This is a genomic window from Pseudoalteromonas sp. 1181_04, from assembly GCF_052850545.1.
In genome coordinates this window covers 105,062-128,521 of record NZ_VXCS01000012.1, presented here as the reverse complement: position 1 = coordinate 128,521, position 23,460 = coordinate 105,062, and the positions used below count along the sequence as shown (strand labels likewise).

Sequence of the window (23,460 nt, the reverse complement as noted above, 5' to 3'; positions counted from 1 at the left end):
AATTGATTTTATATAACGACTGAAGCTTAGATCAGCTCAGCTAGAATGGCTTCTAGTTTTTCTTGGTCAATTGCAAATTGGCGAATACCTTGGCTTAGTTTTTCAGTGGCCATGGCATCTTGATTCATTTCCCAGCGAAATGCTTGCTCAGTCATAGGCGTTGGCGGGGCAACTGTTTCAGTAGCAGCAGTCAGTTGACGCGCTAATGGGGCATCTGTTGCGGCTAGTTCTGATAATAGCCCTGGGCTGATAGTTAATCTATCACAACCTGCCAGTAATTGGATTTCGCTGATGTTTCTAAAGCTTGCACCCATAACGATGGTTTTATAATCGTGCTTTTTGAAGAAGTTATAAATATGTGCAACAGACTGTACGCCTGGATCATTAGCACCGCTAAAATCGCTATCAGTTTGGTTTGCTTTATACCAATCAAGAATACGACCAACAAAAGGCGAGATTAAATAAGCACCTGCTTCAGCACACGCACGAGCTTGAGCAAATGCAAACACCAACGTTAGGTTACAGCGAATACCTTGTTGCTCGAGTACTTTTGCTGCTTGAATACCTTCCCATGTAGACGCCACTTTGATCAGTACGCGCGAGGTATCAATATCTTGCTCTTTATAGAGCGCAACAAGCTCAAGGGCTTTATCAATAGTTGCTTGAGTGTCAAACGATAAGCGCGCATCTACTTCGGTAGACACTAACCCTGGCACTTGAGCCATTAAATTTGCACCAATTAGTACCGACAGTTTGTCAGCAGCTTTGCTGATCACCTGTGCATTGTCACTTGTTTGTTGCTTAGCCCAAGCAACGGCTTCAACAGCCAGTGGGCGGTATTTTTCAATTTTAATCGCATTGAGCAATAACGATGGATTGGTAGTGGCATCTTGCGGCTTATATTGATCGATTGCTTCAAAATCACCGGTATCAGCAACCACAGTGGTCATGGTTTTTAATTGTTCTAATTGGCTAGACATAGACATCCTATTTTCATCATACAAAATAAATTAACGGCTTTTAGCATTGCTTATGACATGGTTTAAGCCCTTTATTAGTGCAAAACATTAGTTTAAAGGGCACAGGTGTCACGAATATTTCAGAATAAATCTGTTAATAATATTTTTATAATACCTTTACAACCCGTCATTATTGATATTATCATACAAATAACAGTAATGACTAACATTGTTAGTATCCAATTAGTGAAAGGTATTTATGTCTCGTTATACATTGGGCTTAGATTATGGCTCTGATTCAGTAAGAGCACTGCTTGTTGATGTAACCACAGGTAAAGAGCTGGCTAGCCATTTAGTGAATTATCCGCGTTGGGCGCAAGGTTTATATTGCGCTCCAAGTAAAGATCAATTTCGCCAGCATCCACAAGACTACATCGACAGCTTGATTGAGGTCGTCAATGGTCTATGGCAACAAGTACCTGCGGGAACTGCGGATAAAGTAATAGGTATGAGCTTTGATACCACAGGCTCAACGCCAGTGGCGATTAATAGCCAAGGCACGCCTTTAGCGCTGACTGAAGAATTTGCTGAAAACCCTAATGCGATGTTCATTCTTTGGAAAGACCATACGTCGATTAAAGAAGCGAATGAGATCACCAAAGCCGCGACCAATAACGAGGTTAATTATCTTTCACACATGGGCGGCATCTATTCATCAGAATGGTACTGGGCTAAAGCATTACATATTTTTAGAGATGATGCGGCTGTAAAAGCGGCAACTTACTCGTGGGTTGAGCATTGTGATTGGATGACGGCATTGATGTGTGGCACCACTCACCCAGAAGTATTAACACTGGGACGCTGTGCAACGGGCCACAAACAAATGTGGAATGAGCAATGGGGTGGTTTCCCACCAAATAGTTTCTTCAGCAATATTGACCCATTATTAGATGGTGTGGTTGATACGCTTAATGCAGCAACCCAACCAAGTGACCAAGTCGCTGGTAAATTAACCGCGCAATGGGCTGATAAACTTGGTTTATCACAGAATGTAGTTGTAGGTTACGGTGCGTTTGACTGTCACATGGGGGCAGTTGCTGCCAATGTGCGTCCAGGTGTTTTAACTAAAGTAATGGGTACTTCAACTTGTGATATTACTGTTACTTCAAAACAGCAACTTGGCGATACCTGTGTTAAAGGTATCTGTGGTCAAGTAGATGGCTCAGTGATCCCAGGCATGATTGGCCTTGAAGCGGGTCAATCTGCGTTTGGTGATTTATATGCATGGTTTAAAAACCTGATGTTATGGCCGACTCGCCAATTAACAAATTTAAACGACGTTGAACAAAGCTTGATCAACAAAATTGAAGACTCAATTTTAGTTGATTTATCAAAAGCTGCCAGTGCGTTACCGGTTAAAAATACCGATGTAACGGCACTTGACTGGGTCAACGGTCGTCGCACTCCTGATGCTGATCAAAGCGTAGCAATGGCCATGACGGGCATGAAAATGGGCACTGATGCGCCGCAGTTCTTTAAAGCATTAGTTGAGGCGACGGCCTTTGGCGCACGCGCCATTACTGAGCGTTTTCAAAGTGAAGGCGTGCCGATTGATTCAGTAGTGGTAATTGGCGGCATTTCAAAAAAATCAGATTACGTAATGCAAACCTGTGCGGATGTATGGAACTGCCCAATTGACGTACTTGAAAGCGAGCAAAGCTGTGCGCTTGGTGCTGCAATTATGGCTGCTGTGGCAGCGGGCGAATATGCAACAGTGGCGGATGCTCAGCAAGTTATGGCTTCTGCTGTATGTCATCAGTATTTACCTAACCCAGAGCGGGTTGCGGTTTATAACGAACTCTATGCTAACTATCAAGCGTTAGCACAGTATGTTGATGGAGCAAAAGCATGAGCTACACAGAATTAAAGCGCGAAGTATTCGAAGCAAATATGGAATTACAACGTCGTGGTTTGGTGATTTATACCTTTGGTAATGTATCGCAAATCGACCGCGACAAAGGCGTGATTGCGATTAAACCAAGTGGTGTATCGTATGACCAAATGAAAGCAGAAGACATGGTGATTGTTGATTTAGAAAACAACATTGTTGAGGGCAGCATGCGGCCGTCTTCGGATACCAAAACCCATATTCATTTGTATCGTCATTTTAATGACATTGGTGGCGTAACGCATACTCATTCAACGTATGCCACTGCATGGGCACAAGCAAAGCAGAGCATTCCTTGTTTTGGTACTACACACGCTGATTATGTGCACGGTGACATTACCTGCACCCGCGAGCTTACTGATGCGCAAGTAAATGGTGATTATGAGCTTGAGACCGGTATTCAAATTACCGATGCTTATAAAGACCGTGACCCAAAAGCGGCACCTATGGTGATTGTGGCAGGACATGCACCGTTTACTTGGGGTAAAGATGCTGCGCAATCTGTGTATCACGCGGCGCTGCTAGAAGAAATTGCTCGCATGGCTTACTTAACTCGCACGCTTGATCAAAATGCAGCTGCGCTTAAGAAGTCTGTGATGGATAAACATTATTTAAGAAAACACGGTAAAGATGCCTACTACGGCCAAAGTAACCGTGGCTAACAAGTACAAGAGGAATTTATATATGCCGTCGTCAATGAAAGAAGTTTGGTTTGTAACTGGGTCACAACATTTATATGGCCCAAAAGTGTTAAATACCGTTGCAGATAATAGCGCTGCAATTGTGGCTGGTTTAAATAGCGAAGCTAATTTACCAGTTAACTTAGTGTGTAAGCCAACGGTGAAAACGCCTGAAGAAATTCATGCCGTGTGCCAAGCAGCCAACACCGATCCTAACTGTGTGGGTTTAGTATTATGGATGCATACGTTCTCACCTGCGAAAATGTGGATTGCTGGATTAAACGAGTTACGTAAACCATGGTTACACCTTCATACGCAATTCAATGCCGCGCTACCGTGGGCTGATATTGATATGAACTACATGAATACCCACCAAAGTGCCCACGGTGACCGTGAGTTTGGTTTTATTGGTACTGTAATGCGTAAAGAGCGTAAAGTAGTGGCTGGTCACTGGCAACGTGCTGACGTGCAAAAGCAAATTGATGATTGGTGTCGCGCTGCTAAAGGTTGGGCTGAGAGCCAAACACTTAAAGTGGCACGTTTTGGCGATAACATGCGCCAAGTTGCGGTTACAGAAGGTAACAAAGTATCAGCACAAATCACCTTTGGCTATGAAGTGCATGCCTTTGGTGTAGCTGAGCTCGTTAAAGTTGTTGATACCGTGACAGATGCTGAAGTCGATGCCCAGCTTGAAGTATATAAAACTGACTATGTGATTAGCGATGAAACGTTGCAAGATGACTACAAAGTATCGATGCTACGCAACGAAGCGCGTTTAGAGCTTGGTATGGAACGCTTTTTAGAAAAAGGTGGCTTTAAAGCATTCACTAACTGTTTTGAAGACTTGTCTGGTTTATCAGGTTTACCAGGACTTGCAACGCAGCGTTTAATGGCTAAAGGCTATGGCTATGGCGGCGAGGGCGACTGGAAAACAGCTGCTATGGTACGCATCATGAAAGTAATGGGTGAAGGCCGTGAAGGCGGTTGTTCATTTATGGAAGATTACACGTATAACATGGGTGATACCGACCAAGTACTAGGTGCTCACATGTTAGAAGTGTGTCCATCAATTGCTGCGCAAAAACCACGCCTTGAAGTTCACACTCACACCATTGGGGTGAAATGTGATGTGGGTCGTTTATTGTTTACCGCTAAAGCCGGTGCGGCAATTAACGTTTCGCCAATTGATATGGGTAATCGTTTCCGTATTTTGATCAACGAAGTAGATACAGTAACGCCACCGGCTGAGTTACCGCATTTACCAGTTGCATCAGCATTGTGGGAACCAAAACCGAATCTATCAGTGGCGTCTGCTGCGTGGATCCATGCCGGTGGTGCGCACCACACTGCGTACAGCCAAGCTGTTACCACCGATATGATTGTTGATTTTGCTGAAATGGCAGGTGTTGAAACGATGATTATCGATGCTGATACCAGCATCCGTGGTTTCAAAACAGAGCTACGCCACAATGCAGCGTATTACATGTTAAAACGTGGACTTTAATCACCTATAACAGCAGTGATCTAAGTTAACTAAATAAGCCAACTTTATAGTAAAGTTGGCTTTTGTTTTCTAAGACTTTGGAGTACACATGCTCGATCTCACAAAATACCAAGGCATTATTTTTGATATGGATGGCACGCTTATCGATTCGATGGGCTCTCATTTACAAGCATGGGAGCTGACCTGCCATGCATTAGGTTATCCGTTTGACTATGACTATATGTATAGTTTAGGTGGCGTACCAACACTTGCCACTGTTGATATTCTCAATGAAAAATATGGACTTAGTCATGATCCTGATGAAGTTGCCAAGCAAAAACACCAATTTTGGTTAGGCTTAAACCATCAGCCAGAAATCATTACTGAGACAGTCGATGTATTAAACTATTACCATGGCAAAATGCCTATTGGGGTAGGTACTGGCGCGGACCGTGCGCATGCCATTGAGCATCTAACTCAAACAGGGTTAATCGATAAAATAGACGCATTAGTTACTGCCAGTGATGTTCGCCACGGTAAACCACACCCAGAAACTTTTTTAAGCGTAGCCAAACAAATAAACATTCAACCACAAAATTGTGTGGTGTTTGAAGACACGCAAATAGGTTATCAGGCAGCAGCGGCGGCAGGTATGGACTGTATTTTAGTCAAAGACGGCAAAATACAACTAAAAAGTTAGGCGAATAAATTTGCAATCGATCACTATATTGTATTATAAAAGTATAAATACAATTATAATAAGGTTATTGTCATGTCATTGCAATGTGTAACTCAGCGCCTAACAGCGGTTCATCAGTCGTCAACATCGATTAAAAAATTATCTCGCGGTATCTTTGCAATAGCAGTGTCCTTTGGGATTGCTTTAACCCCCGCGTGTGCTCACCAAGGAGACAATATGACCAATTCACCTTCTGCATTACTGCACGCTTATGGCAAGCTGGCAGACCAAACTCCGATCAACCAAGTTACCCTAACCAATAGTAATGGCGTGAGCGTTGATGTGATCAATTATGGCGGCATTATTACCCGTATCGAAACGCCAGACAGCAATGGCAACATGGGTAATATTGTTTTAGGTATGGATAATTTAGAAGATTACACTAATGCAACCACATACTTTGGCGCGATCATTGGCAGATTTGGTAACCGTATTGCTAATGGTAAATTTAGCTTAAACGGCACGGATTATCAGTTAGCAACTAACGATGGTGCTAACCATTTACACGGTGGTGTGCAAGGCTTTGATAAGAAAGTCTGGAATATGGTGCCATTTAGCACGCAAAACAGTGCTGGTGTAACACTAAGCCTCGTAAGTCCTGATGGTGACCAAGGTTATCCTGGTGAGCTGACCACACAAGTCACCTATACATTGACCAACAAAAATACCCTTGATATGCAGTTTGTGGCAAAAACAAATAAGCCAACCATCATCAATATGACCCAGCACAGTTATTTTAACTTAGCCGGTAAGGGCGATATTCTCGATCATCAAATGCAAATCAACTCAAACGCAATCACCCCTGTGGATGGCGGTTTGGTCCCAACGGGTGAGTTAATGCAAGTGGCGGGTACACCGTTTGATTTTAGAAATCCAAAAGCAATTGGTAAAGAAATTAATGTGGATGATGAGCAGCTGAAGCTTGGTAAAGGTTATGACCATAACTTTGTGCTGAAAAACAAACCTAATCATGATTTGATTGAAGCAGCTAACGTTTATGAGCCAAGCTCAGGTCGAACCCTAACTGTGTATACCGAAGAACCTGCGGTACAGTTTTACTCAGGTAACTTTTTAGATGGAAGCAGTAAGCAAGCCTCTGGTTTAGTACATAAATTAAGAAGTGGTTTTTGCCTAGAGCCACAGCACTTTCCTGATGCACCGAATCAGCCAACATTCCCCAGTACAACTTTGATGCCTGGTGAGGTTTATTCAACGCGTATTGTGTATGAGTTTGGCACTAAGTAATGCACTTCGTTAATCAAATAGGGCTGCTGTTTGCAGCCTTAGTGATAACAACTGTGGCGCAAGCGACTGAGGTTGCGACTATTCATAGCCCAGATCAGCAGTTAGCCGTATTGGTTGATTTAGATGAGCAAGGGCAGTTAAGTTATCAAGTACAGTCAGGTAGCGATAAAGTAATTGAGCCATCTTTATTAGGTATCACGCTTAATAATACCGATTTTACTAAAAAGCTTAGATTATTAGCTGTTAAACAACAGCCGACAGTGAATGATAGCTACCAGCTTTTTACTGGTAAGCAACAGTTTGTTGATTACCAGGCTAACAGTACGGTTGTAAGCGTGACTAATCAGCAACACGAAACATTGAATGTTCGCTTTCAAGTGAGCAACGATGGGGTTGCTTTTCGCTACGAGTTAGATGGGGAGTCCTCGGATACGCGGGTCGTTATGAGTGAACAAACGGGTTTTAACTTCCCAAGTGAAACCGTTGCGTGGTTACAGCCTAAAGCGCAAGCGCAATCTGGCTGGATGAACACTAACCCTTCTTATGAAGAAGAATATTTACAAGCGACAGCATTAACGACCCCTGCAATAACCAATAATGGCTGGGTGTATCCGGCATTATTTAAGCACCAAGAGCAGTATATTTTAATCTCAGAAGCTGGTGGTGAAGACTATTACAGTGGTACTAATTTAACCAATAATAGCCAAGGGCAGTTTAAGGTTCGTTTTCCTGATCAGCGTGAAGTTACTTCTAATGGTGGCTATTTACCAGAGCATACACTGCCGCTGTTATCGCCTTGGCGTTTATTGGTAATTGGCACGTTGCAAACGGTTACTGAGTCTACTTTAGGGACTGACTTAGCACGACCAAACCAGCTAACTAACACTGATTTTGTTAAACCGGGGATTGCTGCTTGGAGTTGGGGGTTATTAAAGGATGACTTTACAACCTTTCCTGTGCAAAAACAGTTCATTGATTATGCAGCAGATATGCACTGGCAATATGTATTGATTGATGCGGATTGGGATCAAAAAATAGGCTGGGAGAAAATGCAGCAGTTGGCAGCCTATGCTAAGCAAAAAAATGTTGATTTATGGGTTTGGTATAACTCATCAGGCGCGTGGAATAACACGGTTTATTCTCCTAAAAGTGCATTACTAACGCGTGCTGATCGCATTAAACATTTTGCAAAACTTCAAGCTATGGGAATTAAAGGCATTAAAGTCGACTTCTTCCCGGGTGATGGTTCATCTGTGATGGCCTATTACGAAGCTATGCTGAAAGACGCAGCAGCACATCAGTTAATGGTCAATTTTCATGGCACCACTTTGCCAAGGGGCTTGCAGCGAACTTATCCTAATCTAATGACCTCCGAAGCAGTAAAAGGCTTTGAGATGATAAGCTTTTTTCAAGCATTTGCCGATAAAGAAGCGCAGCATGCAGCGACCTTAGTGTTTACTCGGAACGTGTTTGATCCAATGGATTTTACACCTATGGTACTTGGTGATATTCCTAATATTGAACGCAAAACCAATAATGCCTTTGAGCTCGCGCTGCCGATTTTATTTACATCTGGGGTACAGCACTTAGTGACAACGCCTGAGCAAATGACGAAAGTTTCAGAACCAGTAAAAGCTTATTTGAAATCGCTGCCTACTCTGTGGGATGAAACAAGGCTCTTGCAAGGCAGCCCAGGTAAGCATGTGGTGATGGCGAGACGTTCTCGCTGCAACTGGTATGTTGCAGGTATTAATGCGCAGGATAAAGCTATTACGTTAGATATTGACTTAAGCTTTAGTAACTTCAGTTCAGCCCAGCTACTTAGCGCAGGTAAAAAATTAACACAGGTTGAGGCGCAACAGCTCAACTCAAAACTGTTTTCTATAAAATTAAACCCCAATAGCGGGTTTGTTATAATAACTAAGGGTGATAACAACAATGAATGCACAACATCACTTGCGCACTAAATTAAAGCGTACTGCTAAAGCAACAGGCCTTGTAGGTTTATTCGCTTTGTCATTAAGCTCACTTACAGGGTGTGAATCTACAACCCGCGCAGACACACAACAAACACAAGATGCAGCACCAATCGCGAGCGCAAAAGCACCCACGCAAGATGATGGCGTATTCACTAATCCATTATTTCCTAATGGTGCCGATCCATGGCTTGAGTACTGGGATGGTAACTATTACCTAACGACGACAACATGGACATCTGAATTGGTGATGCGTAAATCACCTACTTTAGCAGGACTTGCCGATGCAACCCCAGTAAATGTATGGTCAGCGACCGATCCTGCGCGTTGTTGTAACTTTTGGGCGTTTGAATTTCATCGTGTTAAAGGCCCTGACGGCTACCGTTGGTACATGATGTATACAGCAGGGACTGATGGTACTTTAGATAACCAACATCTTAATGTATTAGAAAGTGCCGGTGACGACCCAATGGGTCCGTATGAATACAAAGGCGCACTCATGCCTGATGTATGGAATATCGATGGTAACTACCTAAACTATAAAGACAAACTGTATGTGATCTACTCACAGTGGCAAGGAGATCAACAGTTAAACATTATTGCTGAAATGGAAAACCCGTGGACATTGAAAAAGAATTCACCGCACACGGTGATCACACGTCCTGAACTCGATTGGGAGATCAGTGGCCGTAAAGTTACCGAAGGCGCTGAGATTTTACAGCATAACGGTCGCACGTTTATGACTTACTCAGCAAGCTTTTGTAACACCCCAGACTACAAGTTAGGGATGTTAGAACTTGTAGGTGATGATCCGCTTGATGCAAACAGCTGGAAGAAGTTTGACGAGCCGGTATTTGAACGTACTGATGAAGTATTTGGCCCAGGCCATAATGGCTTTTTTACCTCACCCGATGGCAGTGAAGACTGGCTGGTATACCATGGCAATGACTCAGTAGAGCATGGTTGTAGTGCCACACGTTCTTTACGTGCGCAAAAATTTACTTGGAATAAGGATGGCACGCCAAACTTTGCAAAACCTGTTACACCGGGTGTTGAAGTGGCTCCACCATCAGGTGAATACGGGCCACTTGTAACTCGTGTGCAAGGTCAGCGTTATAACTTAGTTAATGCAACCAGCGGTTTATGTTTAGATATTGCAGCGGATCCTCAAGATGCGCGTGCCGTGCAACGCCAATGTGCAAGCACCAATGGTCAATGGGTGATTGATGCCACCACAGATGGTTTTGTACGTTTAGCAAATCGTGAAGACAGCAAGTTTTTAGAGCTGGCTAATTGCAGTGATGCTGATAATGCGAAAATACAATCTGCAGCGTGGCGTAATAACTTCTGTCAGCAATGGAAAGTAGCACCAAGCACTGATGGTAATGTCACTATTACTAACCGTTACACTGAAAAACCATTAGCCGTAGCAGGGTGTTCAGCCGCGCAAAATCAAGCGGTTTTACAACAAGGTAAAGATACTGCATGTGCTGATTGGCAGTTACAGCCTGTAGGTAGTGTCGCGGTAATGAGCCAACAAAGTGGTAAAGCATTGAGCGTTGCAGGAGCTGTTAAAGCGGGTACTAATGTTGAGCAACAAGCGTTTACTCACAGCGATGCCCAGCAATGGTTCTTTGCGCCAACAGACACAGGCTACGTTGCTCTAAAACAAGACCTAGATAGCGATTATTGCGCTGCTGTGGCAAACAATGCTTTAGTGCCTGGCGCTAACGTTGAAATGGCTTCGTGCGAAACTAAAACAGCACAATGGCGTATAACCCCTGTTGAAGGTGGCGGCGTGATGTTGATCAACCGTTATACAAAGCAAGCACTGGGTTTAAGTGATTGTGGCCTTGCAGATAAAACTAATTTTGCACAACAACCTGATTTAGGTAACAAGTGCCAAATTTTCCATTTACGCGAACCAAAGTAAATGTAAATAAGCGTTCGACTCTCACCAAGCCACTGTTTCGATAGTGGCTTTTTTATGTGTATGTAGCGTGCGTTTTAATTTTATGAACTTACATTTGAATAGTCGTGTTATTGCCATCATTAATAAAGTGCACTCGCGGCCTGTACATTTAGTATTTTTTAACAAACTGCCAAAGTTAAGCGATTCGCTCAATATAAAAGGTGGTTGTATTTTAAGCTGTTGTCGCTAATTTAATTAGTGTAAGGTGACGCAGCAAAGGTACAATTTGATTGTCCATAATTGTAAGATACAGTGAACCAAGTGTAATGTTAGCGTAGGCTGCTAATATGTAAGGTAAAGCCAAAGATAATTATAAAATAAACTTAAAAAATAGCGCTTTTTATAGATAGAAGCAGGCACAGGAATAGGAAGCCTCATGATATTAAGAATGATTTTATTATTGAGTTTATTGTCAAATATAAATGCAAATGCTCAGGATCCAGAGCCTGAACTTACAATTTTGTTGAACGACTGGCCACCTTATAATTTTAACAAAGGTGGTAAGCTAGTTGGTATTAGCACAGAGTTAGTAGAAGCCGCGCTGCAAAAAGCGAACATCAAATACAAACTGTTAGTTTATCCTTTTAAACGCGCTTTATACACTGTCCAACAAACTCCTAACACTTTGCTTTTTACAGTAGCCCGCATTCCTGAGCTCGAAAATATGTATAAATGGATTGGCCCTTTGCACACCAGAGAGGTATATCTGTATAAATTAAATTCCCGATCTGATATACAGATCAACAAAATCGCAGATATCAAACAATATAAAACTAGTGTGCTGATGGGCGGTTCAGTTGAGCAATTCCTTAAGCGTAATCACTTTCAAGAAAATATAGACTACTATGTTACTGTTAATTCAGAACAAATATTAAAAGCTTTATTTAAAAAAAGGACAGATCTGATCCCTGGAGATCCATTAGATTTAGCCTATCAAATGAAAACGCTGGGCTATGATCAGTCAGCAATTGAAAAAGCCTATTTACTGTCGAACGAAGGTGGCTATTACATGATAGCTAATAAAAAAACATCAGATGAAATGATAACAAAAATTCAGAAATCTTTAGATGAAGTGCTTGCATCAGATAAGAAAGATAAAACTATCGAAAAGTATCTACAAATAAAAAGCGGTTCCTTTAACTAAAAATCTATCGATTAAACAATCACTAATTATTTTGGTGATTAAATTGCAAAGCTTATTGCGCCTGGTAGCAGAAGGCATTTTAATGGCCGATTTACTTTTGTCAGTAAAAATTGCTGTAGCAAGGAAATACGAGTGCACCAATCTGCCTAGCGATTGGCCAGTTTTTATAACTCATAATTATGCCTAATTGTTGATATTGCGCTTATTTAAGTATAGCTAAAAACACGATTGCTAATAATAGAATATGAGCAGTACTACAATAGTAACAACTAATCGCGATTTCAGTTGATCACACCATGGCACTGACAAGTGCACCTGTGTCGGTAATACCAGCTTCTTTCATCGCTTCAGCGATGGTTTGAACTAACGAACCCATTTGAGCTTGCATTGATACAATCATATTAGTTTGCGCTTCGACTTGTGCTTTAACAGCTTCATCTTGCTGGTTATCTAGCGCTTTTAACTTTTCGAGTTGCTCTTTTTGTTGTTCAATCTGTTCTTTGATTTTTTTCAGCTGTTCGATCATTTTAGCGATGTGATCGGGCATATCTGAATTGGCCTCTTTTTCTGCTTTCTCTTTAGTTTCCCGGCCTGATATATTGTCTAACTCTTTTTCTGATAAACGATAGCCAGTAGTATCGTTACTTTTTACCGTAGACTCTGATGGTGACGCAATTGGCTGTCCCAGTGGTTTATGTATCTGCATCATGGCTCTTTATAATGTGATTTAATCATACTTATCGGCTGAAAGAGGCGTTACTAAAGGGGAGGCATGTAAATAAAAGCCAAATATTGATTTGGCTTTTATTTGGATAGCTGCACACTAACGAACTTGGTTAGCCCATTTTTCACCGGCTGGTGTGCGGCGCCATTTAAAATACTGATCAAGTGTTTCTAGCGCTTGTTTGTCGGGCACTGGGCCGACTTTCGCTTGCTGTTGAAAATACATAGTGCTGGGTTTGTCATTATTAAAAGCAGGCCAATTTGGTAATGCATCGTCATTTGGATTGCTATTTTTGGCAAAGTTAGTCCAGTAGTTTGCCATTATATCTGACATTTTTAAATCATTTTTAGTTACATTCGGATCTGCTTTATTAAGGTTTTTAAACATATAGGCTATTTCATGACCGTGGCCAGAGCCATGATCTTCATCTTTGCCGCCAAGTTTACGCTCAGGATGGTGATCAAAGTAATATAAATAAACAGGGGCTCTTCCATGTTCAGTTTGTAACTTAGCCCAGCTCCAAGTATGCCAACCAAAGGCAGCATCACGCACCAGATTACGGGCGCTGCGAGGGATGCTGTTTTTTGCAGCAGGGTAAGCCTCAAGTAAACTTGGCGCAAATTGACCGAAGCGAGTCTTTACTCCATCAACAAAATTATTAACATCAGGGTCCCACACAAAGCTGACGCCTTCATCCGAGTTATAACCAATTAAAGCAGGTACATCATTAAACTTGCCTTGCTGATAGAGCTTATATTGGTCGTCTTTTATCACATAGCCGTCAACAATGGGCCAACCACCGGGAAGTGACCAGCCTTTTGGTATAAAAGTTTTTGCGCTCATTTTTCGCAGTTGTGCAATGGAGCTTGTGCCAAACTGTTTTACATAGTCGAAACCTTCTGTTTGAGCCTGTTGTAAGGTTGACATGTTTTCACCGGGGTAGTTCTTAATGCGAGTAGGACCAAATGAACCACCACTTTGCGAGATAACTTTGTTAAATAACCCTTTAGCTAACGGTGAGGCGGCAAGCATGCTAACCGAAATGCCGCCCGCAGATTCACCCGCAATGGTAAGATTATTTGCATCACCACCAAACTCACTAATGTTTTGTTTAAGCCACTTTAAGGCGGCTAGTTGGTCGAGCAACCCATAATTACCTGATACGCCAACTGGGCTTTCCTTATTAAGTTCAGGATGGGCTAAAAAACCTAATTGACCAACGCGATAAGCAATAGACACTACTATCACGCCTTTATTGGCAAGTTCGCTACCATCAAAAATAGGATCTGATGAACTGCCAAAGCTAAAGCCACCACCGTAGATCCAAACGAGCACCGGGAGCTTTTCATTATTTGATTGCGCGGGCGTCCAAATATTCAGATATAAACTATCTTCACTGCTCCCAGATACGGGATCGTCTGCTTGAATTGGGGCAGGGGCATACGCTTGTGCTTTAAGCACACCTTGCCATTTTTCGGCAGGTTGAGGGGCTTTCCAGCGCAACTCTCCAACCGGTGGTTTAGCAAAGGGCACGCCTTTAAATACGGCTAAGTTTTGCTGGGCCGTGCCTTCAAGTTTGCCCTGTGCCACGCTGACTTGGGTTAATGGTTCTGCGTTTGCGCTGGCTGCTGCTGTAGCAAAAAATGTGGCCCATAAAAGCCGTTTAAGTTTTGATACGTTCATAATCATTCCTTTAAAATTGCTTTGCTTATCTTTTAATTGCCAATCAAGCTTATAGTTTGCTGTAGCAAAAAGTTGCGCGCCATCCCAGAATTGACCTGCAATAGCGATTTTTTTCAGATTTGCGCTTTGGTAAAATTCACTGAGCAGATTCGCAAATTGTGCTCTAATCCAATCAATGACGTGAGGGAGCATGCTATTTCTGGCCTTATTTAAGAATTTGTCATCAAGGCTGTTTTGCCTTTTGCCCAGTGCTATCACTAAGTAACCATATGAATTAATCTCAGACAGCATATGCTCTAAAGGAAATAAGGTGTCCATTCAGCCGCCGTTAGCAATAACTTTAAATGCTGTCATTTTGGCAAAGTAAAAACAGGGTATAAGAACATAAGAATACGGTACATAGCCCTTACTAAGTTGTTATTATAGTACAAATGGTACGGTAGAAGATAAGTGATTTTTTGAAATAATTGATAAATAAAAAAGCCAGACTCTCGTCTGGCTTTTCACGACAACAAACTATTGGGCAAGGCAGCTCGCCCAAAATAGTTTATTCTTGTGCAGTTGCTGCATCAAAGAGTGCTTTAATTGCATCAGCATCAATTGCACCGCTGAATACTTTTAACTCATCAATTGCACCAGCATAAGGCGTATCCCAATAGTTTACGCCTAACGCAAATTCATTGGTCTCGCCTGCAACAGTGAATACACGTGGAAAACCTGCAGCTTCAAGTTTTAATTCACCATTTACGTACATTTTTAGTGTATCACCATTGCTACCATCGACAGTCATGGCTAAGTGAGTCCATTTGTCTTTAGGTATACGAGTATCAAGCTCACCGTTATCGAAAAATGCGCCCGTAGTTGCCCAAAGTCGAGTTTTATCAGTACCATCCATTGATGGGACAAGGCTTAACCACGTTGACGAATTTGCACCGGCAAAAAATGCAGTCGTGTAACTGGTAAATACATCTGGTTTTAACCACAGTGAAATTGAATAGTCATTCGTTGTAATTAAGTTATCAGGTAATCTCACTCCAACATTACCATCTAGATGTACAGCTTGACCGATAATACCGTCAGTGAAAGTGACAGCACCGCCTTGGTTATCTATCCGGTTACCGGTTGCGTTACCTTTACCGTAAACGCCTTCAAGCTCAGCTAAATCACCTTCAAAGCTATATTGCGCAGGGGCAAGTGATTTAACGGTAACATCGAAGGTTTTAGTGTCAGTGAAGCCTTTATAGTTAATCGTTGCAGTTAAGGTGACGATTTGATCGCCTGCCAACGCACTTGGTTGATTAACGATAGCTGTGCCATTAACAGGTTTTAGGTATTCTTCATTATTTGATGTCCAACTGATACCGGATACAAATGGACCAACACGCGGTAGAGTGAGGTTATCACGCACTGCTGATACATCACCTAAATCTAATGCATCTTTTACAAAACCAGCGAATTTTGTTGGATCAGTTAAGTTATTGATAGCAGCTGCATTGATGTCTAAGTTACCAAGGGCATAGTCATATACTATTAATTCATCAATCTCGCCTTGGAATGGTAAATCCCAGCCATAGTTTACGCCAAGTGCAAAGTTACCCGTTGCATTACTAAAAAAATCAGCGCGTGGCATTGATCCTGCTAAAACCCCATCACGGTAAAGTTTAGCTTCGCCGTTGGCATAAGTGATTGCAACATGCGACCAAGTAAGCGTTGCCGGGGTTGCAGAAATGATTTGGTTCCACTGTTCAACACCCGCATCATCTAAATATTTGCTCCATAGCATTGGTGTGGTTGTAAAATGAGTGTTACCAGGGATCAAGCTCATCCATCTATCAACAGTCGTAGTGGCGAAGAATGATGGTGAAAAATCAGTTAAAACCGTTGGTTTCAACCAATAAGAAACAGTGTATGCACTTGATTGAATAAAGCTATCAGGTAATCTGACACCTGTTGCACCATCAAAACTAAATGCTTGGCCTGTTTGCCCAGCAGCATACGCTTGATTACCTGCGCCGGTGTTTAACAAATTATTATCAGTAGTTGTGGCACTTGGTAAATTTCCTAAGCTATCTGTGAGCGCATTTTCAAATGAATAATGTGCTATCGCATTTTTAAACTCAGGACGTGCGGTTAAATTAACTGTAAATGTTTTACTCGTGGTTTGGCCGTTTAGCTCAATATTGGCTGTGAGCGTCACTGATTTATTACCACGGTCTGGGGTTGGAATAAATACTGCACCGTCGCTACCTATGTAATATTCATCACTACTTTGCCAGCTGATTTGTGCGCCATCTTTACCAAGAGTTGGTAATGAGTAACCTTCATCTGCAATACTTAACTCAGTTTTAATATCCAACGCTTGAGCAACAGTGGCAAGGATATCGCTTGTTGCCGTAATATCGTCAACTTTAGTTGCCCAAACCGTTGCTCCTTCACTTGATACTCCCGACAGCGTTGGTACAAGTGCTTTATTGGCATCATCCCATTGCCATTTAGCGACGGCAAAGTAAGTGCCAGATTCTAATACTAGTTTAATATTGGTATTAGAATCATCGCTAGGATACCAAGTACCAGGATCGCTGCCTGTTACTGAGTTATCAGCATTAAGTGCAATGTGAGTTGAACGAATAGCACTGGTATTAACGGTTGTACCATGGTTTATGAATTTGTAATAACCTTGGATTTCGTCCATCGATAGTACATTCTCACCATTGAGTGGAACATAGCGTTGTGGTGAAAGTACAGGCCAACCAAGTTGGTTAATGAACATTTCATGGGTTCGTACTTGGTGTGCTTCAGCACTTTCTGGAAATTCAGTAGAGCTTAATGGGAAGCGAGTGTGAGTGACAAATAAATGTTTGCCCGATGCCTGATCATAATACGCTGAGTTATGACCCGGTGATTGATAACCCCAAGCTGGTGCTGTTTCTCCGAGCTCTTGGGTATATTCAAAACCACCTAATAGTTTTTCACCTATTTCAAGGCCGCCTGCAGAGGCAATATCGTTGCCCGCATTATCTAAATAAGGACCTTGTGGGTTCTTTGAACGTGCAACACGTACATTATAACCATCATTAGCAGCAAATCCTGCAACTGAGTAAAAAAGATAGTAGTAATCACTTTCAGGGCTATACATAGTAAATGCACCTTCCATAGCACGGAAGTCACCACCGACTAGTTTAGTTCCATAGCCTTGTCCTGCTTCAGGCATGCCTGTTGTTTCATCTATAGCAAGTACAAATATCCCGCCAGAGTATGAACCGTACACCATCCATAAATTGCCATCTTTATCATAAAAAGCGGCGGGGTCAATGGCATTGGGATCTACAGCGCCAGCCCATGTTGTTTGCCCATTATCTAATGGATACTTAGCAAATTCATCATCAGTACGGTAGCCGCTGCGTAAAAAAATGCCTTTATTTTTGTATGGACCTTCAATAGAGTCTGCTTCTGCAAGACCTAAATAAGAGCGATTAAAGCATACTTCATCAACAGTGTTAGGTGTATCTGGATTATCTTGAGCGCAATGATTGTAGTAAAACCAAAACTTGCCGTTGGGTGCTTTAATTACATCAGCAGCCCAGTTACCGGTAAAGCCATCAGTCCATTCAATACCCTCTGCAATTTCGGTTGTGTAATTAAAATCAAACAACGGGCTTTCATTTACAGCACTGTTTGCTGATAAACTTGAAATCATTTCCCAGTTCATTAAATCGGTCGATTTAGCGGCAGCTAAATGTGAGCCAAAAATATAATAAGTATCATCGACTTTTAAAACCGACGGATCATGCACGGCAACATTAGTCACTGTTACATTGCCATTGTTGTTAAATTGTACACTGCTACTTACAGTTGGCTTTGCGGTTGCAGTAGGTTGTGCCGCTAATACGCCTTCGGGCGCTGAATTGCTGTCTGAACCGCATCCTGTAACAGCTAAAGCGCAGCTGATCACCATCGCTAATCTGGTTAGTTTCATTTTTTAATGTCCTCTTATAACTGGGATTTTTGTTATTTAATGTTGTCAATAAAATTGCTGTGCACCTAACGTAAAATAGCAACTACGTAGTATTGTAATTTTATAGTACTATTTCAAATGTGCAAATACTTTTGCAAAAGTAATTGTTATGTAAATAAAAAGTGCTTTATTTACAATGCTTACAGCTGTGTTTCAATTATCATCAAGCAATGATTTGCGACGATTTTTCGCTTATTTACAGCAAGTAATGTAAGTATTACGCGAAAATAGAGGGGGTTAACCAGATCTCAGGTAAAGGTATTTACGAATGCTTTGATTTAAAATTATAAAGGTTAATAAAGTGTCTACCTAGAAAGTTATCAGGGTTCACTAGGTGAGTTTACGCGTCAGGCACTTACCTATTGCAAGTTAACTCAACGCAGTTAGCGTTGAAAATCGTCTTTGTAAGTAGATTTATTCACCAGCGAACAATTTTTTAAACCACAGTGATAGGGGCTCTGCAGTGAGAGCCCATTCGTTGACTGAGTTATTTGTCTTTACTCAACCCTTCAGTGGTCATGATGATACGCTGTAAGGTACCATCATCATTGTAGATAAGTGGTTCAATCGCAACTGAGCGACGAAAACGTCCGCCACTTGGCTTGCCATCTTTTGGTGGTACTGCACCTGTATGGTAAATAAAGTAACTTTTACCTTTAAACTCGATAATTGACTGATGATTAGTCTCGCTGTTACCAGCAATCTCATTCAGAATCCTCTTATACTGCCAAGGGCCATGGATACTTTTACTCATTGCGTAGCAGATTTTTTCTGGGAATTCACAGGCATAAGACACGTAATAGTATTCATCTTTCTTATGTACCCATAGCGCTTCGGTAAAGTTTGGTAAATCGATGGTTTTTATTTCACCGTCTAAACTTAGTAAGTCATCGCTGAGCTTCACGTATTTAGGTACAAGGTTACCAAAAAATAGATAAGCATCACCATTTTCTTCTACGTAGATGGCCGGATCGATATCATCCCAATCATTCGGTGTTTGGGTGGTCATATCATTAGTAACCAATGCATGACCTATAGCGTCTTTAAATGGTCCGGTAGGAGATTTCGACGTTGCGACACCAATTGCAAAACCAGGTTTAGTTTCATCATGGCGAACAGTGGTGAAGAAATAAAAGGTGCCATCACGTTCAATCATATGCGCTGCCCATGCATCGCCCTTAGCCCATTTAAAGTCAGTGGCTTTCATTATTGGGCCATGCTTTTTCCAATTCACCATATCGGTTGATGAAAAAGCAAGCCAGTCATGCATCTCAAAGAAAATATCATTATTTGGGGCAACATCATGACCGGTATAAAGATAAACTGTGTCCTTATGAACTAATGCCGCAGGATCTGCGGTGAACACGTCGGTAAATAATGGGTTTTGTGCTGCAACCATACCGCTCGATAAGAGTAATGGTAACGCAAGGGCTGTTAATTTATTTTTCATATGTATCCTTATAGATGGTGTAAGCCAAAGTGTCTGCGCTTATGTGTAGTTTTAGTTAATTCATGGCAGCTGTGAGTACTAAAAATTAGTAAAAGTACAATAAAAAACACCATTAATTGTATTATTGTATTTTTATTGTGATGACATCAGCATAACCGAGGTAAATATATAGTTGCAATGCATTTATATTTTTACACAGTATTAATGTGATTGTTATTCGCATTGTCGACTTTAAGCTTTTGAATTTCATAGCCTTACTTTTTTAATTGTTAGGTGGCTAGATGAAACAAGCTAATAAATCAACTATTTCAATGGAGTGGGTGTTAACTACTCTTTACAGGTTATTTGAATTTGTTGTTTTTTGAGTTGACCCTTAAATAGTCATACAATATGATTAAAGTCCGAGTGTAAATCTATATACATAGTAAATGTAGATATCTCGTATACTGTTTTGACAACATACAATGGGCAATGCAGTGGTCACTCTTCGGTAACTTAATTGGATAGTTCAGAGTTCCGATATAACTATAATTTGGAGAACACCGCTAATGTTTAAAAAAACACACATAGCCAGTGCAATAGTTTTGGCATTTTCATGCCAACTGTCTTATGCACAGGATGAAGTAACAAATACACCGCCAGATAGCACTGATGATATCGAAGTTATTCAAGTATCAGGCATTCGCGGTAGCTTAAACAAAGCGTTAGATGAAAAACGCGCTAGCGTACAAATTGTTGATGCGATTGTTGCCGAAGACATTGGTAAATTTCCTGACAATAATGTCGTTGAAGCACTACAGCGAGTTTCAGGTGTACAAACTACCGGCCGTGGGGGCGGTGAAGTCAGCAGTGTATCAATTCGTGGTCTAAGCGATGTTCATACTACTGTAAATGGCCGTGATGTTTTTACCGGCTCAGGTCGTGATGTGTCGCTGCAAGATATTCCTGCTAGCTTACTCTCTGGTGTTACCGTATATAAAACGCGATCGGCAAAGCAAGTTGAGCGTGGTATAGCTGGCTCGATTGATATTAAAACTCAGCGTCCATTTAACTTTGATGGTAAAAAAGTAGTACTAGCAGCACGCGGTATTTATTCAGACCAACCTGACAAAGTTGACCCTAATTTAAGTATGTTATTAAGTAATCGTTGGGATTTGGATGGTGCGGGTGAGTTTGGTGCACTGGTCAATGTTTCCTATTCTAAAACGCACTACCGCGATGATACATTAGCTGCAGGGGCTGCATTACCCTATTTCACAAACCAACCAGCTACTGGTTTTAGACCTTATTCTCCAATTCCTAGAACGTTAGGAGCACCGGGTAACGAAACCTCTGTTTGGCAGAGCTTAGAAAATGGCCTACCAACAACACCAGGTTCAGCGCTTGATATAAATGGCCAGTCAGCAGAGTATTTACTTGGCCGTGACGCTGTTTTTGGTAACTCTTTTAGCGGTGAACGTAAGCGCCCAGCAATAACAGCCTCATTTCAATGGGCACCTAATGATACATTAGAGTTAACGGCTGAAGGTTTTTATACTGGCTATCGTAATGAGTCACAAAATTCATTATGGCATGCGTTTAGTTACAATGATAACGTCGGCATTGAAACACCGGTTACTTACGATGACACAAATGTCATAAAGCAAAGACAAACCCTCGGCGCAGATGGTTTTGTAAGTGGTGATGCTACTTCTCAAAAAACAGACACGTATTTATACGCATTGGGTGCGAAGTGGCAAGCATCAGATTATCTGACCATTAATAGTGAACTGGTATATCAAAAAAGTGATTATGAAAGCGACTTTTTAGCAATGCGCTTTAATCGCGCAACTTTTCCTACTCTAAACGTTGATTATAATAATGGTGGGGGTGTACCCGCAGTCGTATACGAAGACGATCCTAATACACCTGTAAATGAAGCTGATATGAGCGCTGTTGCAAACTGGAATGCTGCTGATCTATATGACAATGGTGATGGCAACAGTGGTGACTCAATTGCGTTTACGTTTGACGCAGAATATTTATTTGGTGGCACATATATTGATAAAGTTTCTTTTGGTGGGCGCTACGAAAAACGTACTGCAGAAGCATTCACCCGTACTCAGAATAAATATCAACCAACATCGCTAACTAATTTCATGAGCCAGTTAGTTGAAGCAGGTGTAAGCGATGACGGATCTGGGCTTATCTATCAGGTTGATGATTACTTTGATGGCCGAGCTAACGTTTTCAATAACTTTATCGCAGCAGATGGTGGTTACTTACTTGATAATGTAGATGCTGTTCGCTCTGTCTATGGGTTTAACAAAGAAGATAAGTATAAAACGTTTGATATTGAAGAAGATTCTTATGCTTTATATAGCACAATGAATTTTTATCTCTTTGAAAATATTAGCGGTGAGGTTGGTGCTCGTTATGTGAAATATAATCAAGATATGAAGTTTCAATCACTATTATCTAAGAATCCTGCTCAGTATGACCAAACCGTTGAATCAGAAAGTATCAATAAATTGCTACCAAGTTTATCTCTAAACTGGAATATTACAGAAGATATTGTCGGGCGTGTTGCGTATACAGAAACACTAAGAATGCCTAATTACGCTGATTTAAGCTCTGTGGCACGTTACGAAGATCCAATTACTAAAGCGCAAGAATATGGTACCGGTAGTACTGGTAATCCTAATTTACAAGCTACTGAGTCAAAAAATTATGACCTATCGCTAGAGTGGTATTTTGCTGATACAAGTTCTTTATACGCGTCTTACTTTAAGCGTGAAATTGATGGGTTAGTCATTTCATCACGTAGAAATGTTGTACGCGAAGGCGATGATGGTGAAACTCGTCCATACGTTGTTAGCTTTCCTGGTAATGCGTCAGATGGTGAATTATCTGGTCTCGAGTTAGGATTAGTCTATTTCCCAGAAAATCTGCCAGCCGTTCTTGATGGCTTAGGTATGCAGGCAAGTTACACTAACTTAGACTCTTCGCAGGACACTCCTGACTTTGATTCGCTAGGTAATATTACTGGTTATACTGAAACAAGTATGACAGGCGTTTCTGATGAATCAGTTAGTGTCGTTGGTATTTACGAGCGAGAGTCATTTGATATGCGTTTGTCATACTTATGGCGCTCAGCGTTTTATAGCGGAACAACGGATGCTACTTTTGCGAATCCATTACAAATATGGAATCGGCCAGAGCAAAGTTTAGATTTTCAGGTTAGTTATGATGTAAGCGAAGAGTTAACGGTTACATTTGATGCTACTAACTTGTTAGATGATAAGTATCAAACTTATTATGGAGAAGGTAACGAAAATCTATTTAATGCGGGAAGTAGTATTTTTTCTCGTACATTTGCTTTAGGTGCACGGTATTCATTCTAATGTAAATTAGAGTATAAAAAGCCCCGATAACCTCGGGGTTTTTTATGCTTATTCATATT

At 41.4% G+C, this 23,460-nt stretch carries 14 protein-coding genes; 9 read left to right on the top strand and 5 right to left on the bottom strand.

Annotation, left to right across the window (positions count from 1 at the left end; genetic code table 11):
• Positions 1–26 precede the first annotated feature (26 nt).
• Complete coding sequence (tal, locus tag FW757_RS11700) at positions 27–980, bottom strand: transaldolase (RefSeq protein WP_149980042.1); 954 nt, start codon at positions 978–980, stop codon at positions 27–29.
• 238 nt (positions 981–1,218) lie between these two features.
• Here tal and FW757_RS11695 point away from each other — a divergent pair, with 238 nt between their 5' ends.
• The 8 genes from FW757_RS11695 (at position 1,219) to FW757_RS11660 (ending at position 12,146) form a co-directional block, all read left to right on the top strand.
• Positions 1,219–2,871, top strand: coding sequence for a ribulokinase (locus tag FW757_RS11695; protein WP_446441242.1), 1,653 nt, complete (start codon positions 1,219–1,221; stop codon positions 2,869–2,871).
• Positions 2,868–3,569 carry an L-ribulose-5-phosphate 4-epimerase gene (locus tag FW757_RS11690; RefSeq protein ID WP_182739556.1) on the top strand — a complete coding sequence of 234 codons (702 nt, stop codon included), beginning with the start codon at positions 2,868–2,870 and terminating at the stop codon, positions 3,567–3,569. The genes FW757_RS11695 and FW757_RS11690 overlap by 4 nt, the downstream gene beginning before the upstream one ends.
• Before the next feature lie 22 nt (positions 3,570–3,591).
• Positions 3,592–5,091, top strand: coding sequence for an L-arabinose isomerase (gene araA / locus FW757_RS11685; protein ID WP_149980044.1), 1,500 nt, complete (start codon positions 3,592–3,594; stop codon positions 5,089–5,091).
• An 88-nt stretch (positions 5,092–5,179) separates the two neighbouring features.
• Positions 5,180–5,770 (top strand): HAD family hydrolase, encoded by a 591-nt coding sequence (locus FW757_RS11680; protein WP_446441241.1) that lies wholly within the window; start codon positions 5,180–5,182, stop codon positions 5,768–5,770.
• A 216-nt stretch (positions 5,771–5,986) separates the two neighbouring features.
• On the top strand, positions 5,987–7,054 hold the full coding sequence (locus tag FW757_RS11675) for an aldose epimerase family protein (protein ID WP_446441240.1): 1,068 nt from the start codon (positions 5,987–5,989) through the stop codon (positions 7,052–7,054).
• Positions 7,054–9,021, top strand: a complete 1,968-nt coding sequence (locus tag FW757_RS11670; protein ID WP_182739560.1) for a glycoside hydrolase family 97 protein — start codon at positions 7,054–7,056, stop codon at positions 9,019–9,021. The genes FW757_RS11675 and FW757_RS11670 overlap by 1 nt, the downstream gene beginning before the upstream one ends.
• Positions 8,993–10,963 (top strand): family 43 glycosylhydrolase, encoded by a 1,971-nt coding sequence (locus FW757_RS11665; protein WP_182739561.1) that lies wholly within the window; start codon positions 8,993–8,995, stop codon positions 10,961–10,963. Before FW757_RS11670 ends, FW757_RS11665 begins: the two co-directional genes overlap by 29 nt.
• A 415-nt stretch (positions 10,964–11,378) precedes the next feature.
• A complete protein-coding gene (locus tag FW757_RS11660) occupies positions 11,379–12,146 on the top strand; it encodes a substrate-binding periplasmic protein (RefSeq protein WP_182717785.1) in 768 nt (255 codons plus the stop codon).
• 289 nt (positions 12,147–12,435) lie between these two features.
• Here the strand turns inward: FW757_RS11660 and FW757_RS11655 are convergent, their stop codons facing one another.
• From FW757_RS11655 to FW757_RS11640, 4 genes are all read right to left on the bottom strand, one after another.
• Positions 12,436–12,855 (bottom strand): hypothetical protein, encoded by a 420-nt coding sequence (locus tag FW757_RS11655; protein ID WP_259397091.1) that lies wholly within the window; start codon positions 12,853–12,855, stop codon positions 12,436–12,438.
• Positions 12,856–12,969: 114 nt separating this feature from the next.
• Positions 12,970–14,871 carry a carboxylesterase/lipase family protein gene (locus tag FW757_RS11650; RefSeq protein ID WP_446441239.1) on the bottom strand — a complete coding sequence of 634 codons (1,902 nt, stop codon included), beginning with the start codon at positions 14,869–14,871 and terminating at the stop codon, positions 12,970–12,972.
• A gap of 229 nt (positions 14,872–15,100) precedes the next feature.
• The gene (locus FW757_RS11645; protein ID WP_182761411.1) at positions 15,101–18,529 is read right to left on the bottom strand and encodes a LamG-like jellyroll fold domain-containing protein; all 3,429 of its coding nucleotides are present in this window, start codon (positions 18,527–18,529) and stop codon (positions 15,101–15,103) included.
• A 526-nt stretch (positions 18,530–19,055) separates the two neighbouring features.
• Positions 19,056–20,018 (bottom strand): glycoside hydrolase family 43 protein, encoded by a 963-nt coding sequence (locus tag FW757_RS11640; protein ID WP_182761410.1) that lies wholly within the window; start codon positions 20,016–20,018, stop codon positions 19,056–19,058.
• 548 nt (positions 20,019–20,566) lie between these two features.
• Here FW757_RS11640 and FW757_RS11635 point away from each other — a divergent pair.
• Complete coding sequence (locus FW757_RS11635; RefSeq protein WP_182761409.1) at positions 20,567–23,401, top strand: TonB-dependent receptor; 2,835 nt, start codon at positions 20,567–20,569, stop codon at positions 23,399–23,401.
• Positions 23,402–23,460 lie beyond the last annotated feature (59 nt).

Coding starts and splice junctions, on each gene's coding strand:
- FW757_RS11690 (WP_182739556.1), top strand. CDS start 2,868: ATGAGCTACACAGAATTAAAGCGCGAAGTATTCGAAGCAAATATGGAA.
- FW757_RS11645 (WP_182761411.1), bottom strand. CDS start 18,529: ATGAAACTAACCAGATTAGCGATGGTGATCAGCTGCGCTTTAGCTGTT.
- FW757_RS11635 (WP_182761409.1), top strand. CDS start 20,567: ATGTTTAAAAAAACACACATAGCCAGTGCAATAGTTTTGGCATTTTCA.
- FW757_RS11675 (WP_446441240.1), top strand. CDS start 5,987: ATGACCAATTCACCTTCTGCATTACTGCACGCTTATGGCAAGCTGGCA.
- FW757_RS11660 (WP_182717785.1), top strand. CDS start 11,379: ATGATATTAAGAATGATTTTATTATTGAGTTTATTGTCAAATATAAAT.
- tal (WP_149980042.1), bottom strand. CDS start 980: ATGTCTAGCCAATTAGAACAATTAAAAACCATGACCACTGTGGTTGCT.
- FW757_RS11655 (WP_259397091.1), bottom strand. CDS start 12,855: ATGATGCAGATACATAAACCACTGGGACAGCCAATTGCGTCACCATCA.
- FW757_RS11695 (WP_446441242.1), top strand. CDS start 1,219: ATGTCTCGTTATACATTGGGCTTAGATTATGGCTCTGATTCAGTAAGA.
- FW757_RS11650 (WP_446441239.1), bottom strand. CDS start 14,871: ATGGACACCTTATTTCCTTTAGAGCATATGCTGTCTGAGATTAATTCA.
- FW757_RS11680 (WP_446441241.1), top strand. CDS start 5,180: ATGCTCGATCTCACAAAATACCAAGGCATTATTTTTGATATGGATGGC.
- FW757_RS11640 (WP_182761410.1), bottom strand. CDS start 20,018: ATGAAAAATAAATTAACAGCCCTTGCGTTACCATTACTCTTATCGAGC.
- araA (WP_149980044.1), top strand. CDS start 3,592: ATGCCGTCGTCAATGAAAGAAGTTTGGTTTGTAACTGGGTCACAACAT.
- FW757_RS11665 (WP_182739561.1), top strand. CDS start 8,993: ATGAATGCACAACATCACTTGCGCACTAAATTAAAGCGTACTGCTAAA.
- FW757_RS11670 (WP_182739560.1), top strand. CDS start 7,054: ATGCACTTCGTTAATCAAATAGGGCTGCTGTTTGCAGCCTTAGTGATA.